The 13,938-nt window shown below is 68.6% G+C and carries 13 protein-coding genes; 5 read left to right on the top strand and 8 right to left on the bottom strand.

Annotated features, from left to right (window positions below; all coding sequences use genetic code 11):
* Positions 1-42 precede the first annotated feature (42 nt).
* A complete protein-coding gene (locus PIQ37_RS07085) occupies positions 43-1,332 on the bottom strand; it encodes an amidohydrolase family protein (RefSeq protein ID WP_342072913.1) in 1,290 nt (429 codons plus the stop codon).
* On the bottom strand, positions 1,329-2,729 hold the full coding sequence (locus tag PIQ37_RS07080; RefSeq protein ID WP_267101865.1) for an amidohydrolase: 1,401 nt from the start codon (positions 2,727-2,729) through the stop codon (positions 1,329-1,331). The genes PIQ37_RS07085 and PIQ37_RS07080 overlap by 4 nt, the downstream gene beginning before the upstream one ends.
* Positions 2,730-2,892: 163 nt before the next feature.
* Here PIQ37_RS07080 and PIQ37_RS07075 point away from each other — a divergent pair, with 163 nt between their 5' ends.
* Positions 2,893-3,438, top strand: coding sequence for a DUF924 family protein (locus PIQ37_RS07075; RefSeq protein ID WP_342072912.1), 546 nt, complete (start codon positions 2,893-2,895; stop codon positions 3,436-3,438).
* 505 nt (positions 3,439-3,943) lie between these two features.
* Here PIQ37_RS07075 and grxD read toward each other — a convergent pair.
* On the bottom strand, positions 3,944-4,870 hold the full coding sequence (grxD, locus tag PIQ37_RS07070; RefSeq protein ID WP_342072911.1) for a Grx4 family monothiol glutaredoxin: 927 nt from the start codon (positions 4,868-4,870) through the stop codon (positions 3,944-3,946).
* Positions 4,871-4,912: 42 nt separating this feature from the next.
* Between grxD and PIQ37_RS07065 the strand changes: the two genes are divergently transcribed.
* The gene (locus tag PIQ37_RS07065; RefSeq protein WP_342072910.1) at positions 4,913-5,704 is read left to right on the top strand and encodes a polysaccharide deacetylase family protein; all 792 of its coding nucleotides are present in this window, start codon (positions 4,913-4,915) and stop codon (positions 5,702-5,704) included.
* A 78-nt stretch (positions 5,705-5,782) separates the two neighbouring features.
* Here PIQ37_RS07065 and PIQ37_RS07060 read toward each other — a convergent pair whose 3' ends face one another.
* The 4 genes from PIQ37_RS07060 to PIQ37_RS07045 form a co-directional block, all read right to left on the bottom strand.
* Positions 5,783-6,121, bottom strand: a complete 339-nt coding sequence (locus PIQ37_RS07060) for a hypothetical protein (RefSeq protein WP_342072909.1) — start codon at positions 6,119-6,121, stop codon at positions 5,783-5,785.
* Positions 6,122-6,188: 67 nt separating this feature from the next.
* Positions 6,189-6,860 carry a methyltransferase domain-containing protein gene (locus tag PIQ37_RS07055; protein WP_342072972.1) on the bottom strand — a complete coding sequence of 224 codons (672 nt, stop codon included), beginning with the start codon at positions 6,858-6,860 and terminating at the stop codon, positions 6,189-6,191.
* A gap of 57 nt (positions 6,861-6,917) precedes the next feature.
* Positions 6,918-7,559 (bottom strand): SGNH/GDSL hydrolase family protein, encoded by a 642-nt coding sequence (locus PIQ37_RS07050; RefSeq protein ID WP_342072908.1) that lies wholly within the window; start codon positions 7,557-7,559, stop codon positions 6,918-6,920.
* Between the two features lie 82 nt (positions 7,560-7,641).
* The gene (locus PIQ37_RS07045; protein ID WP_342072907.1) at positions 7,642-8,919 is read right to left on the bottom strand and encodes a pyridoxal phosphate-dependent aminotransferase; all 1,278 of its coding nucleotides are present in this window, start codon (positions 8,917-8,919) and stop codon (positions 7,642-7,644) included.
* Between the two features lie 308 nt (positions 8,920-9,227).
* On the opposite strand from PIQ37_RS07045, the gene rsgA reads away from it, so the two are divergent.
* The 3 genes from rsgA (at position 9,228) to PIQ37_RS07030 (ending at position 12,390) form a co-directional block, all read left to right on the top strand.
* A complete protein-coding gene (gene rsgA, locus PIQ37_RS07040; protein ID WP_342072906.1) occupies positions 9,228-10,355 on the top strand; it encodes a ribosome small subunit-dependent GTPase A in 1,128 nt (375 codons plus the stop codon).
* A gap of 8 nt (positions 10,356-10,363) precedes the next feature.
* Positions 10,364-11,608: a flavohemoglobin expression-modulating QEGLA motif protein gene (locus PIQ37_RS07035; RefSeq protein ID WP_342072905.1), complete on the top strand. Its 1,245-nt coding sequence runs from the start codon at positions 10,364-10,366 to the stop codon at positions 11,606-11,608.
* Positions 11,609-11,709: 101 nt separating this feature from the next.
* A complete protein-coding gene (locus tag PIQ37_RS07030; protein WP_342072904.1) occupies positions 11,710-12,390 on the top strand; it encodes a type 1 glutamine amidotransferase domain-containing protein in 681 nt (226 codons plus the stop codon).
* 514 nt (positions 12,391-12,904) lie between these two features.
* Here PIQ37_RS07030 and PIQ37_RS07025 read toward each other — a convergent pair.
* Positions 12,905-13,723, bottom strand: a complete 819-nt coding sequence (locus tag PIQ37_RS07025; RefSeq protein ID WP_342072903.1) for an SEL1-like repeat protein — start codon at positions 13,721-13,723, stop codon at positions 12,905-12,907.
* Between the last annotated feature and the right edge of the window lie 215 nt (positions 13,724-13,938).

Genomic DNA, 13,938 nt, shown 5'->3' with positions numbered 1-13,938 from the left:
CGGCAGCGTCTGTACGCTGCCGTCTCCGCTTCCTCGGTGGGCCTAGTGGGTGTACGCCTTCGGCAATGCGCCGTTCTGCTGCATGTAGCGGTCGCGCAGTTCGGTCTGCCGCGAGCGCATCGGAATGGCGCGGCCGCCCAGCCAGACCTGCTCGGCGTAGTGCGCCACATCCAGCGGGTCGCCTTCCCACAGCACCAGGTCGGCGAGCTTGCCGGGGGCGATGCTGCCCAGGCGGTCGCCCACGCCGAAGGCCTCGGCCGGGACCCGGGTCAGGCCGGCCAGGGCGGCGTCCCACGGCAGCCCGTGCGCGACCGCGTTGCCTGCCAGTTGCCGCTGCTTGCGCGCGTTGTGCGCGCCGTCGCCGCCCTGGGTGAAGCTCACCGCCACGCCGGCGGCGTTGAGGCGCGCGGCGTTCTCCAGGGTGGCGCCGATCTGGTCGAAGCTGGCCGGCAGGTCGTCCAGCGCATTGACGAACACCGGCACCTGCGCCTTGGCCAGTTCCGGCGCCAGCTTCCAGGCCTCGTCGCCGCCAGCGATGGCGATGCGCACCTTCTCGCGCTGTGCCCAGCGCAGCAGTTGGCGGATGTCGGCCGCGCGGTTCACCGTCACCACGATGCGGCCCTGGCCGGCGAGGTAGCGCGCCAGCACCGCGCGTCCGGCCGGGGTCAGCAGCGCATGCGGCGAATCGGCGGGCATGCGCCCGCGCGCTTCGGCGACCAACTGGTCGAGCAGCATCCACTGCGCTGCGCGCGACTTGCCGCTCAGTTCCAGCGCATCGCTGCCCAGGTGCAGGTACAGCGCGCGCGGGCCGATCGGGTCGGCGCCGCCGTCCAGGCGCATCACCGCGCCCTGGCCGGCGACGAAGGCGCCGCCGGTGTTGGCACCGAGCGCGGTGAAGCCGATGCCTTCCACGCGTGCGACCGGGATCAGCACCGACGCGGGGTTGTAGGCCAGAGTCACGTCGAACTCCGGGCGCATCGGCTGGTCGTGCGGCAGGGTCAGCGTGCTGTCGACGGTGGAGGCCTCGCCGGACACCTCCTCGATGCCGATCTCGGTGATGCCACCGAACAGCGCCGGGGTCAGCGGCCGGCCCTTGGCCTCGACCACGGCGACGCCGGCCGGCGCGCTCAGGCCGGGGCCGACCGCGCGGATCACCCCGCCCTGGACCAGCACGTCGGCATTGGCGAGGGTGCCGCGGGCGCTGGCGGTGTGCACGGTGGCGCCGCGGATCAGCACGTCCTGGGCGAACCCGGGCGCGCTGCCCAGCAGCAGGCAGGCGGCCAGGGCCAGGCGCTGCGCCAGGCGGTGGGGCGAGGGTAGGGTGCGGATCATCGGGCAGCCTCCTGGCCGAGCATGAAATCGGAGGTGGGTTGCAGGCGGCGGTCGGCGCGGTCGTAGACCTGCGCGCCGTCGATGTAGACCTTGTCGGCCAGGGCATAGGAACTGAAGGGGTTGCCGTTCCACAGCACCACGTCGGCCATCTTGCCCGGCTCCAGCGAACCGGTCTGCCTGTCGATGCCCAGCGCCTTGGCCGGGTTGCTGGTCAGCCAGCGGATCGCGCGTTCGGGCGGGATGTCCATGCCGGCGCGGCGGCCGGCGGCCATCGCCTTGGCCGCTTCCTGGTTGAGCCGCTGGATGCCTTCCTCTGAGTCCGAGTGCACGATCGCGCAGCCGTTGGCGGGGCGGTCGACCAGGGCGATGTTCTCCTGGATGCCGTCGAAGGCTTCCATCTTGAAGCCCCACCAGTCCGCCCACAGCGCGCCGCAGACATTCTCCTGGGCCAGGCGGTCGGCGATCTTGTAGGCCTCCACGCCATGGTGGAACGCGGCGATCTTGAAGCCGAACTCCTTGGCCAGGTCGAGCATGGTGGTCATCTCGTCGGCGCGGTAGCAGTGGATATGCACGCGGATGTCGCCGTTGATCGCGCCGGCCAGGGTGTCCAGCTTGAGGTCGCGCTTGCCGCCGCTGTCGCCGCTGCTGTCGTTGTCGCCGGCGCCGCGGCTCCACCAGTGGCGCTTGGGCGGGCTCTTCTGCTTCGGCGCGTTCTTGCGCAGGTACTCGCTGGCGTCGATGAAGGCGGCGCGGTAGCCGGCGACGTTGCCCATGCGCGTGGACGGGCCGCCCTTCTCGCCGTAGACCCGCTTGGGGTTCTCGCCGCAGGCCATCTTCAGGCCCCACGGCGCGCCCGGGAACTTCATCGCCTGGTAGGTGGTGGCCGGCACGTTCTTCAGGGTGACGCCGCGGCCGCCGACCAGGTTGGCCGAGCCGGGCAGCACCTGCAGCGCGGTGACGCCGCCGGCCAGCGCGGTGCCGAAGCCGGGATCCTGCGGCCAGATCGAATGCTCGGCCCACACGTTCGGGGTCACCGGTGCGGTCGCTTCGTTGCCGTCGCTGTGCGCGCTGACGCCCGGGCTGGGGTAGACGCCCAGGTGCGAGTGCACGTCGATGATGCCGGGCGTGACCCACTTGCCGTGGCCGTCGATGCGGGTGGCGTTGGCCGGCGCGGCCAGCGCGCGGCCGACCGCCTGCACGCGGCCGTCCTGCAGCAGCACGTCGGCATCGTCCAGGCGCTCGCCGGTGCCGGTGAGCACGGTGGCGTGTTCGATCAGCACCGGCACCGACGCCAGCGCGCGATAGGTGCTGGGATAGGGATCGTCGACGAAACGCGAGGCAGCGGCGGCCGGGCCGCACAACGCCACGCCCAGGCAGGCGAGCAACAGATGACGCATCGAATTTTCCCCGGAAGATGAACCCGGCCCTTGCGGCCGTGCCCGCACGCTAGCCCGAGCCGGCGCGCTTGCCAAGTGCGGGTGCGGCATCGGCAGGCCTTGCTGCACCGAATCGCGACGCGGAACCTGTTATGCAGCGCGATTCTCGCCCATGGACACCGCAATGACCGACACCCCCGCGCGCACCGTCGTGGACTTCTGGCGCAGCGCCGGCCGCGAACGCTGGTTCGCCGCCAACGACTCCTTCGACGCCAATGTCCGCCAGCACCTGCTGGAGGCGCACCATGCCGCCGCGCGCGGCGAACGCGGCGACTGGCTGGCCGACGCCGAGGGCGCGCTGGCGCTGCTGCTGTTGCTCGACCAGGTGCCGCGCAACGTGTTCCGCGGCAGCGCGCACGCCTTCGCCACCGACGGCCTGGCCTGCCGCTATGCCGACCAGGCGCTGGCGGCAGGCTTCGACCAGGAGACCGATGCGGAACTGCGGATGTTCTTCTATCTGCCTTACACACATGCCGAGGACGCTGCGCGGCAGCGCCAGGCGGTGGAGCTGTTCAGCGCGCTCGGTGATGCGGAATCGCTGCAGTGGGCGGTGGTGCACGAAGACGTGATCCAGCGCTTCGGCCGTTTCCCGCACCGCAATGTGGCGCTGGGGCGCACGACGACGCCGGAGGAGCAGGCGTTCCTGGATGCGGGTGGGTTTGCTGGTTGAGGGAGGCATGCCTGCAGCTACAAGGTTTTATGCCAGCGACGCCACTGGCGCATCGGACCTCATTGCAGTCGGGACTGAAGTCCCTCCCACAAGAAGTCACCGGTGGTTAGCGCGGCCGCCAGCATTCCCCCCCTGTACATGCATAGGAGACAAGGAGCGCGCTTCTTGTGGGAGCGGCTTCAGCCGCGACGAGCGAAGCCATCGGACGCATCGGATCTCATTGCATTCGGGACTGAAGTCCCTCCCACAGGAAGCGCCGGACTTCGGTGCTGCCGTCAGCACTTGCGCAAGACGCCAGGCGAGTGTGTGCCTAGGGTAGGAGCGGCTTCAGCCGCGACCTGGCCTTGCCGGTAAAGCCCGGTCGCGGCTGAAGCCGCTCCTACGGGTGCGCGTGTGTGCGTGCTTGCGCGCTGTGGCGATCGCGGCACGCGGGCACAAAAAAGGGCGATCGTTCGATCGCCCTTTCGGCGCGTCCGCACGGGACGCAAACCACGAGGTGCGTGGCTCAGTACTTCGGCACGCTGCCGTCGACCTGGTCGGTCCAGGCGTCGATGCCGCCGACCACGTTGTGCACTTTCGTGAAGCCAAGCGAGCGGAAATGCTCGGCCGCCTGCGCGCTGCGGCCGCCGTGGTGGCACAGGAAGGCCAGCGCGGTGTCCTTCGGCAGCGCTTCCAGCTGCGCGCGCTGCTCGCCGTCGAGGGTGCGGAACGGCACGTTGACCGCCGCCACCGCGCGCTCTTCCGGCGGACGCACGTCCACCAGGATCAGGCCGCCGGCGCGCACCTGGTCGTCGGCGTCCCGCGGGCTCAGGTCCTGCACCGGCTTGGGCGCGTTGGGATTGTCGATGGACAGGCCGCGGCCGCGGATGTCGTCCACCCAGTCGATGGTGATGCCGTCGGCGCGGCGCGCGCTGCCCAGGTCGAACTGCACGCGCAGGCCGTTGGACTCGGCGGCGATGGCGTTGGGATCGGTCGGCGCCAACTGGAAGTTCGGCTGGAACTGCGCGTCGATCGCCAGTGCCAGGCTCGCGCCCGGGGCGTCGGCCAGCGCGCCGCGCAGCATCTCGGCGGCGGCGTCGGTGATGGTGATCGACGGCGGGGTGCGGTCCGGCGCGGCCACGCCGAGCAGTTCGCTCAGCTCGCCGCTGCCGGCCATCTGCAGGATGATGTCGCTGCCGCCGATCAGCTCGCCGTCCACGTACAGCTGCGGGATGGTCGGCCAGTCGCCGTAGACCTTGATGCCCTCGCGGATGTCCTGGTCGGCCAGCACGTTGACGTGGGCGAAGTCGACGCCGAGTTCGTTCAGCGCGCCCACCGCCTTGGCGGAGAACCCGCACTGCGGCATGCCCGGCTGGCCTTTTATGAACAGCACGACGCGGTTGGAGCTGAGCAGCGTTTCGATACGGGAGCGCAGGGCGGGGTCGAGGGACATGGCAGCAGTCGTCGCAGAGTCGGACCGGTCATTCTACGCCGCATGGCATCATGGGGCATGACAGTTCCGGAAACGCTGCATCGCATCCCACGCCACCCGTACCGCTGGCTGCCCTGGGCAATGGCCTCGCAGGTGCTGGTGGCGGTGCTGTGGTGGGCGTATGGCTGGCCGGTCGGCCTGCCGGCGCTGCTGCTGTCGCACGCGGCGCTGGTGTTGCCGGTGTTCCTGCCGCGGGCGCGGCTGTACGCGCCGGTGTTGGATCGCCTGCCCGGCAGCGCGCCGCGGGTGTGGCTGACCATCGACGACGGCCCGTCCGACGACACCGTGGCGATCCTGGACCTGCTCGACCGCCACCAGGCCAAGGCCACGTTCTTCCTGGTCGGCGCCCGTGCCGCCGTGCGCCCGCAGCTGGTACGCGAGATCCTGCGCCGCGGCCACGGCATCGGTAACCACAGCCAGCACCACCCGCAGGCGTGGTTCTGGGCGCTCGGGCCGCGGCGCATGGCGCAGGAAATCGGTCAGGCGCAGCAGACGCTGGCCGCGATCGCCGGTACCGCACCGCGCTGGTACCGCTCGGTGGTGGGCATGACCAATCCCTTCGTCGCCGCACCGCTGCGCCGGCATGGCCTGACCCGGGTGGCCTGGAGCGCGCGCGGCTTCGACGGGGTGCGTTGCGACCCCGCGGTCACCGTCGCGCGCATCGCCCGCGACCTGCAGCCCGGCGCCATCGTGCTGCTGCACGAGGGCGCGGCGCACGGGCACAATCCGGCGATCGTCGAGGGGGTGTTGCAGGCGTTGCAGGCGCGCGGGTTGCAGGCAGTACTGCCCGATTGAGTCGGATGTGCGTCGTGGCGCCGCGGCACGGTGTCGTGCGCGGCATGCCGCATGTCGATCGATGCGCCAGCGCGGGAATCAGCCCGGTTGGGCCATGCCGTACGCGATCAGCGCCGCCATCGCGCCGAGGGTGAGCAGGGCGCACAACAGGCCGAGAATGCCGTACCGCTTGCTGCGCTCACGCTGCAGACAGTTGCCGATGCCCAGCGCGATGGCGCAGACCTGGGCGATGGCGGTGAACAGCGCCAGCAGGCCGAGCAGCAGCGACATCGGCGCGTCCGGGCCAGCGGCGAACGTTGGAATGACGAAGAAGGTGCTCAGCAACAGCGCCGCGAGCAGCACGAAGGCGCTGATCAGGCTGGTCGCCAGGGCGGCGATGCCCAGGCCGGAGCGTGGCCGTGGTGCGGGTGTGTTCATGCGTGGCGATGCGAGCGTGGGCAGGCGCAGCCGGAGCGGCCGCTGCGTGCGCGGTGCCGCGGCAACCTCAACGCGGCTCCGCCACGATCAGCCAATTGTTGAACGGCGTGTTGCCGTACAGCGGCGCGAAGCTGGCGCGCAGGCCGGCGGCATCGAGCTGGGCCTGCAGGCTGTCACGGGTGGGGTAGGCCTTGGGCAGTTCCTGCATCCAGCCGGCCAGGTGCGCGAGCACGTCGGTGATGCGGCTGGTGCGGCCGCGGCCGCTGGCATCGCCCAGGCCGCTGCGGATCACCAGCTTGGCGCCGGGCGTGAGCATGCGCGCGACGCTGCGGATCAGGTTGGACTGCATGTCGCGATCCAGGTACTGCAGCACGTCCAGGATCGCGACGCTGCCGTGATGCTCGGGCCAGGACTGACCCAGGTCGACCACCGCGAAATGCGTGTCCTGCAGCCCGTTGCGCGCGGCGATGGCGCCGGCGCGGCGAATCTTGGCCGCGTCGATGTCCACGCCGTGGTAGCGCTGGCGCTGGCCGTCGGCGCGCAGCGCGTGCGCAAGCAGGCCCAGCCCGCAGCCCAGGTCCAGCACCGGCGCGTCGGTGCCGCGCAGCGCGGCGAGCACGCCGGGGTAGAGCGGATCGGTGCGCAGCTTGGTGCGCGTGTAGTAGTAGTCGTAGCGGTTGCCCAACGGATGCGTGGGCAGGAAGGCGCGCGCGATGGCCAGGGCCTGCAGGCGGGTCATGGGCTGGGTGGTGCTGGCGTCGCGCAATGTCGGTCCTTGGCAGCGGGCGTACGCCAGCTAGGCTAACGCATCGCGTGCCGCCGGCAACAGCAGCGCGGTCCAGCGCGCATACATCGCCGCCGACGGATGCAGCCCGTCCGCGGCCAGCATCGCCGGGCTGCCGCCGCCATCGCGGCTGCAGCCGGTGATGTCGACGAAGCGCACCGCGCGCGCGGCGCAGCAGGCCAGCGCGGCGGCATTGAAGGCGTCGATCTGCACGGCGATGCGCGCCGGATCGTGTGCGGGCGGCTGCGCGAAGGCGGTCACGCCCCAGTCCGGGATCGAGACCGCCAGCACTCGCTGCGGCCGCGCGTCGGCGAAGCCGATCGCACGCTGCAGCAGCGCGTCGAACTGCGTGCGGTAGTCGTCGAGCGGGTAGCCGCGGTACTGGTTGTTGACGCCGATCAGCAGCGTCACCAGGTCGAAAGGTCCCTGCGGCGCGGCCGCGTCGATGCCGGCGTCCAGTTCGTCGGTGGTCCAGCCCGTGGTGGCGACGATCTGCGGATCGGCCAGGGCGATGCCGTCGCGGCGCAACCCCGCGGCCAATTGCATCGGCCAGCGTCCGTCGGCGTCCACGCCTTCGCCGATCGTGTAGGAATCGCCCAGCGCCAGGTAGCGCAGCGTTGCATGCTGGACAGCGGCGAAACGCGCCTGGCTCATCTACGCGGCGCCAATGGCAGCCCCATCACCGGGACGCGCGCTCGCAGGAACGGCGCACGCTTTGCCATTCCCCATTCCCCACTCACCGCCCCACAGCCGCCCGCGGCTTCAGCGGCACCACCTTGGTGGCATCCTCGGCGCGGCGCGCCAGCACGCGGTCGATGCGCGCGAACACCTCGCGCATCGTCGCCGCCTCCGGCAGCAGGGTGACGCGGAAATGGTGCCGATAGGGCACGTTGAAGCTGGAACCGGGCACCACCAGCACGCCTTCCTGTTCCATCAGCTCCAGGGCGAACGCGTGGTCGTCGAACCCGCGCGCGGCGGCGCCGACCACCGCCGGGAACGCGTACAGCGCGCCGGCCGGCTGCACCAGCGACAGGTGCTCGCTGGCCGCGCAGGCCTCGAGCACCGCGCGGCGCGTTTCGTACAGGCGTCCACCCGGGGCGCACAGCGGCGAGATCGTGTCCGGGCCGTTGACCGCGGCGTCGATCGCGAACTGGCCGGGAACGTTGGCGCACAGGCGCAGCGCGCCGAGCAGGTCCATGGCGTTGCGGAAATCGCCGACGCGCTCGGTATCGCCCGACAGCAGCGCCCAGCCCACGCGCCAGCCGCAGGCGCGGTGCACCTTGCTCAGGCCGCCGAAGCTGATGCACGGATGCGTGCCGGCCAGCGGTGCCACCGACACGAATTCCGCGTCGTCGTACAGCACCTGGTCGTAGATCTCGTCGACCATCAGCAGCAGGTTGTGCTTGACCGCGATGGCGACGATCTTCTCCAGCAGCGCGCGCGAGTAGCTGGCGCCGCTGGGGTTGTTCGGGTTGATCAGCACGATGGCGCGGGTGCGCGAGGACACCAGCGTCTCGATCTCCACCGGGTCCGGCTGGAAGCCGTTCTCGGGCGCGCAGCGGTAGTACACCGGGCGGCCGTCGTTGAGGATGGTGGCAGCCGACCACAGCGGGTAGTCCGGCGAGGGCACCAACACTTCGTCGCCCGGGTTGAGCAGGGCGCGCAGCGACAGGTCGATCAGCTCGCTGACGCCGTTGCCGACGAAGATGCGGTCCGGGTGCGCGTCCGGATGCTGACGCCGGGCGTAGGCCGCGGCGATCGCCTCGCGCGCCTCCGGCAGGCCCTGCTGGTGGGTGTAGGGATCGGTGCGGCCCATGTCGTCGGCGATCGCGCGCTGCAGATGTTCCGGGGCACGGAAGCCGAACGCGCCGGGATTGCCGATGTTGAGCTTGATCAGCTTGCGCCCCTGGGCCTCCAGCTCGCGGGCTCGCCGTGCCAGTTCGCCGCGGATCTCGTAGCGGACTTCGGACAGGCGTTCGCGGATCGCGAGCGGCTTGATCGGCAGGGTGGGCATCGCATTGGCCGGTGGGGCGTGGGACCTGCATGGTAGCGGAAATGTGACACCGCGGCGGGGCGGTGGGGCGCCGTGGTGGCGGGTCGTCTACGGCGCCCGGCCGCCGCGCTCGGCGCTGCGACGGGCGTGGCGCGGTGGCTGGCCCGTGTGGCGGCCACACACGCGTCGCGCGGGTCATGCGCCGCTGCTGGAGACTCCCAGGACGTCGCCTGCGGGGCGGGCTAACCACGCGAGGCGCCGCCCCGCGCGTGTCCCAGTGGCCGCCCTGCGCTCACCTTTGGGTGCGGCACACCCTCTAGAATTCGCCCATGACCTCCTCCCCGATCGACTTCGACGCGTTGCGCCCCATCGGCTGGCCCTGGCCCGGAATGCCCGAGGAGCCGGCCTGGCGCGCGCTGTTCGACGCCCATCCGCAGGCGCGGCCGGCGCGGGTGGTGGAGCAGCACCGCACCGGCTACGTGGTCGCCGATGCGGTGGACACCGGCTTCAAGGTCGAATCGCTGCCGGACTGGCAGCGGCCGCGCTTCCCCAGCCACGAACGCGCCGCGGTCGGCGATTGGGTCTTGCTGGAAGAGACGCGCATCGTCGCGCTGCTGCCGCGGCGCACCGCGATCAAGCGCGGCGCGGCCGGCGAGCACTATCACCAGCAGGTGATCGCGGCCAACATCGATACGGTGTTCATCGTCTGCGGCCTGGATGCGGACTTCAATCCGCGCCGGATCGAGCGTTATCTGCTGCTGGTGGGCGGCGGTGGTGCGGCGCCGGTGGTGGTGCTGACCAAGGCCGACCTCACCGAGTACGCCGACGATGCGCTGGCGGTGCTGGAGGAACTGGCGGCACAGGCGATTCCGCTGCTCACGGTCAACGCCCGCCAGGCCGACAGCGTCGACGCGCTGCGGCCGTGGCTGGGGCCGGGGCAGACCGCGGTGCTGGTCGGCTCCTCCGGCGCCGGCAAGTCCACCCTCACCAACACCTTGCTCGGCGTGCAGAAGATGCGCACCGCGGCGGTGCGCGCCACGGATTCGCGCGGCCGCCACACCACCACCCATCGCGCGCTGCTGCCGCTGCCGTCCGGCGCCTGCCTGATCGACACGCCCGGCATGCGCGAACTCAAGCCCACCGGCGAGGAAGACCTGGCCGAGGGCGGCTTCGCCGACATCGAGGCGCTGGCCGCGCAGTGCCGCTTCAACGACTGCGCGCACCTGGCCGAACCGGGCTGTGCGGTGCAGGCGGCGATCGAGCGCGGCGAGATCGAGGAGGCGCGCCTGGCCAATTACCTGAAGCTGCGCGACGAGGTCGCCGGCGCCGCCGGCAAGCTGGCGCAGCGCCAGGCGCAGAACGCGGCCGCAGGCCGCGGCGGCAAGCCCGGCGGTAGCAAGCCCAGCGGTGGCAAACCGGGCGGCAAGCGTCCGCCACCGCGCACCCTGCGCCGCTGACGTCGGCCGTGGTCAAACGCGTGCTCCCGGCCGAGATCCGCCACCATGCCGCGCTCGACGCGCGGCTGGTCAAGGCGGTGCGCGGCATCCGCCTGCTGGCCCTGGCCAGTTGGCCGGTAGCGCTGCAGGCGCCGTTCCTGGAGAGCGTGGCGCGCGGCCAGCCGCAACTGCCGCAGGTGGACTACCCCAGGTTGAATTTCGCCGACACCCGCCGCGAGCTGGCGGCGATCGCCGAGGCCGCCGATCCGGCGCACCCGCTCGGCGCCTACCTGCAGGCCTCGGTGCACAGCTGGGATCTGGCCGCGGCATTGCTGGAAGCGCTCGGCACGCCGGCAGTGGGCACCTATTCGGCGCAGTTGTTCGGCGTGCCGGACGACCCGATGCCCGGCCACGGCCCCACCACCCGCGAGGCCGCCGGCCATTTCATCCGCATTGCCCAGGAGCTGGACCGCGAGCTGTTTTCGGCCGAGGAGCAGGTGCCGGTCTCGGCCACCGCCTTGCGCCTGCTGCTGCAGCGCGACCTGGACGAGTTCTTCGGCACGCGGGTGATCACGGTGGAACTGGATCCGGACCTGCTGGCCAAGGCCGCCGCCGGCGCGCAGCGCATCCGCCTGCGCTCCGGCGCCCACTTCAGCGACTACGACCGCGCGCAACTGTTCCACCACGAGGCGCTGGTGCATTCGCTGACCGCGCTCAACGGCCGGCAACAGACGCAGTTGCCGAGCCTGGCGCTGTCCTCGCCGCGCACCACCGCCACCCAGGAAGGCCTGGCGACCTTCGCCGAGCAGATCACCGGCAGCATCGACATCGAGCGGATGAAGCGGATCAGCCTGCGCATCGAGGCGATCGCGCTGGCCCGCGACGGCGCCGACTTCATCGAGGTGTTCCGCTATTTCGATGCGGCCGGGCAATCGCCTGCGGAGAGCTTCTCCTCGGCGCAGCGCGTGTTCCGCGGCGTGCCGACCAGCGGTGGCGCCGCCTTCACCAAGGACACCGTGTACCTGCGCGGGCTGGTGTCGGTGCACACCTTCTTCCGCCAGGCGCTGCAGCGCGACCGCCTGCCGCTGTGCCGCTGGCTGTTCGCCGGCAAGATGGCGCTGGAGGACGTGGCCGCGTTCGCACCGCTGTTCGAGTCCGGCGTGCTGGCACCGCCGCGCTGGTTGCCGACGTGGGTGGCGCGCGCCAGCGGCCTGGCCGGAATGCTGGCGTTCTCGCTGTTCGCCAACCGCATCCGCATGGACCAGGTGGACTGAACGGCGCCACGCCGCGCTCACCCGCCGCGAATGTGCGGCTGCCGATACTGCGGCGCCCGGCCTGCCCCCGCATGGCCGCTTCCCCTCACAAGGAGATCCGCATGAAGATCCTGATGGTGCTGACGTCGCACGACCAGCTTGGCGGCACCGGCCACAAGACCGGCTTCTGGCTGGAAGAATTCGCCGCGCCGTACTACACGTTCAAGGATGCCGGCGCCGAGATCACGCTGGCCTCGCCCAAGGGCGGGCAGCCGCCGCTGGACCCGAAGAGCGATGCGCCCGACGCGCAGACCGAAGCGACCCGCCGCTTCAAGGGCGACCCGGCGGCGCAGCAGCAACTGGCGAGCACGCATCCGCTGGCATCGGTACGCGTGGACGACTACGACGCGCTGTTCTACCCGGGCGGCCACGGCCCGCTGTGGGACCTGGCCGAGGACCGCGATTCCATCGCGCTGATCGAGGCGTTCGCACGCGCCGACAAGCCGATCGGCTTCGTCTGCCACGCGCCGGGCGTGCTGCGCCGGGTGACCGCGGCCGATGGCACGCCCCTGGTGAAGGGCCGTCGCGTCACCGGCTTCACCAACGGCGAGGAAGCCGCGGTCGGCCTGACCGACGTGGTGCCGTTCCTGGTGGAGGACGAACTGCAGCGCCTGGGCGGCAACTACAGCAAGGGTGCCGACTGGGGCGTGCACGTGGTCGAGGACGGCCGTTTGGTGACCGGGCAGAATCCGGCCTCGTCCGAGGCGGCGGCCGAGGCCTTGCTGGGGATGCTACGCATCTGAGGTTATGGATAGCCCACGGCACAGTGGAACCACGTGCCGTGGGCGCTCTGTCAGCCCACGGTCACCGTGCATCTGGGGCAAGTGTCCGGCGGCGAAGGATTCGGAATCCAAATCCCACCACCACCACCACCACCACCGCCACCGCCACCGCCACCGCCACCGCCACCGCCATCACTACCGCCGCCTCCGCCGCCAACTACTTGTTGTTTAACAGGGGCGCCTCCGAGCCAGCCAGTGCTAGTCTTTGTATAAGCTACACATGCAAATTGATTGCAAAGAACTACTTGGTCACCAGGCCCTACAGTTACTGCCGGTGCATTAGGTAATGGATTGTTGTGCTGTTTCAATGCGTTTTTTACATCCACCCCGGGGTATGGGGTGTCAAGTTTAATTGATACGTAGTATGGGCCGTAAGTTTCCGCAATCGCTATTACGCAAATTGCGAGTAGCGAAAATACTAAGATGCATACTCTTGCTAGGCTTCTATCCATGTGTAACCCCTGAGGTAAGGCTTTTATTTTTGGGAGCAGCAATTTTTATAGATGTAAAGCGCTTCTTTGTTGGCCTGGGATACTTGGGTTGATGTCAGTTTTGACTCCGTTTGTGATAATGTTGCTGAAAGGTTGCTTGATGTCGTCATTTGAGTTGCGCGGTAAAATGCATAAGCTTTAACTGGATCTTTTGGTAAGAGGATTCCGTCGTTATAAGCATCGCCCATTGCCAATAGCCCCTCAGGGTTCCCGATGGAAGCTGCATCAGAAAGAAATTTAACAGCCTTCTTCTTGTATTCAATTACCTTTTCGGGATTGCGTAACATGTCGGTGGCGTCGCCCACGATTGCTTCTGGATCACTTGCGTATAGTAATTTTGCTTGTAGACTTCCAAGTGTGGCCGCTTCTTCAAGCCATTTCCCTCTATTTAGAAGATCCTTATCTGTTACCCCGGTGCATTGAGATATGTTTTTCTCTGAATTTTCTGCAAATTGTTCTGGAGTAATTCCGGCTGACGCGTATGCTTTTATTTCTTCGGAGGAAACTTTGCTGTGTAGTGCTGTTTGGCAGGTTGAGAGTTTTAGATAGAGTGAAAGTGCTGATTCGGCGTCTCCGGCTTCAGCCTTGGCTTTCAATTCGGGTCCGATGTCAATAAATTTCCCTTCTGGAAATTTAATTTCCGGAAGTTGTTGTGATGTTTTTAACGGGCGATTAGATGGGGCTTTAATGAGCGCAGACTTTATTGGCTCTTCTGTTTTTATGTTTTTTTTGTCGATTGTTGCAGTAAAAGCCAGGGCTGCTATGATTGTAAATGCAGCGGGTAAGTAATATCTCTTCTTCATTCTAATCCCATTGTATCTGCAGCCGTTTCGTCCGTGCGTAGATTTTTACTTCTACGGCTTTCTATGGGCACGTAAGCTATTCAGGAAAAATATTTTACTCAATGCAGTTGCGAATGTATGTTTTGCAATGCAGTTGAGTATTTTGCGCTTTGATAAGACTTGTTCGGAAAAAGGATATCGGGCCGCACCCGTGCAAGGCCCCGTGCAAGCATGCG

Origin of the sequence: Xanthomonas protegens, from assembly GCF_038442435.1 — a bacterium.
In the GTDB taxonomy this organism is placed as follows: domain Bacteria; phylum Pseudomonadota; class Gammaproteobacteria; order Xanthomonadales; family Xanthomonadaceae; genus Xanthomonas_A; species Xanthomonas_A sontii.
Note: the sequence above shows the minus strand (reverse complement) of the source record. Positions and strands in the feature narration are given on the sequence as shown.

What these genes read in the sequence shown, in the direction of transcription:
- PIQ37_RS07085 (WP_342072913.1), bottom strand. Translation starts at nt 1,332, where the DNA reads ATGATCCGCACCCTACCCTCGCCCCACCGCCTGGCGCAGCGCCTGGCC.
- PIQ37_RS07055 (WP_342072972.1), bottom strand. Translation starts at nt 6,860, where the DNA reads ATGACCCGCCTGCAGGCCCTGGCCATCGCGCGCGCCTTCCTGCCCACG.
- rsgA (WP_342072906.1), top strand. Translation starts at nt 9,228, where the DNA reads ATGACCTCCTCCCCGATCGACTTCGACGCGTTGCGCCCCATCGGCTGG.
- PIQ37_RS07045 (WP_342072907.1), bottom strand. Translation starts at nt 8,919, where the DNA reads ATGCCCACCCTGCCGATCAAGCCGCTCGCGATCCGCGAACGCCTGTCC.
- PIQ37_RS07065 (WP_342072910.1), top strand. Translation starts at nt 4,913, where the DNA reads ATGGCATCATGGGGCATGACAGTTCCGGAAACGCTGCATCGCATCCCA.
- PIQ37_RS07080 (WP_267101865.1), bottom strand. Translation starts at nt 2,729, where the DNA reads ATGCGTCATCTGTTGCTCGCCTGCCTGGGCGTGGCGTTGTGCGGCCCG.
- PIQ37_RS07030 (WP_342072904.1), top strand. Translation starts at nt 11,710, where the DNA reads ATGAAGATCCTGATGGTGCTGACGTCGCACGACCAGCTTGGCGGCACC.
- PIQ37_RS07060 (WP_342072909.1), bottom strand. Translation starts at nt 6,121, where the DNA reads ATGAACACACCCGCACCACGGCCACGCTCCGGCCTGGGCATCGCCGCC.
- PIQ37_RS07025 (WP_342072903.1), bottom strand. Translation starts at nt 13,723, where the DNA reads ATGAAGAAGAGATATTACTTACCCGCTGCATTTACAATCATAGCAGCC.
- PIQ37_RS07075 (WP_342072912.1), top strand. Translation starts at nt 2,893, where the DNA reads ATGACCGACACCCCCGCGCGCACCGTCGTGGACTTCTGGCGCAGCGCC.
- grxD (WP_342072911.1), bottom strand. Translation starts at nt 4,870, where the DNA reads ATGTCCCTCGACCCCGCCCTGCGCTCCCGTATCGAAACGCTGCTCAGC.
- PIQ37_RS07050 (WP_342072908.1), bottom strand. Translation starts at nt 7,559, where the DNA reads ATGAGCCAGGCGCGTTTCGCCGCTGTCCAGCATGCAACGCTGCGCTAC.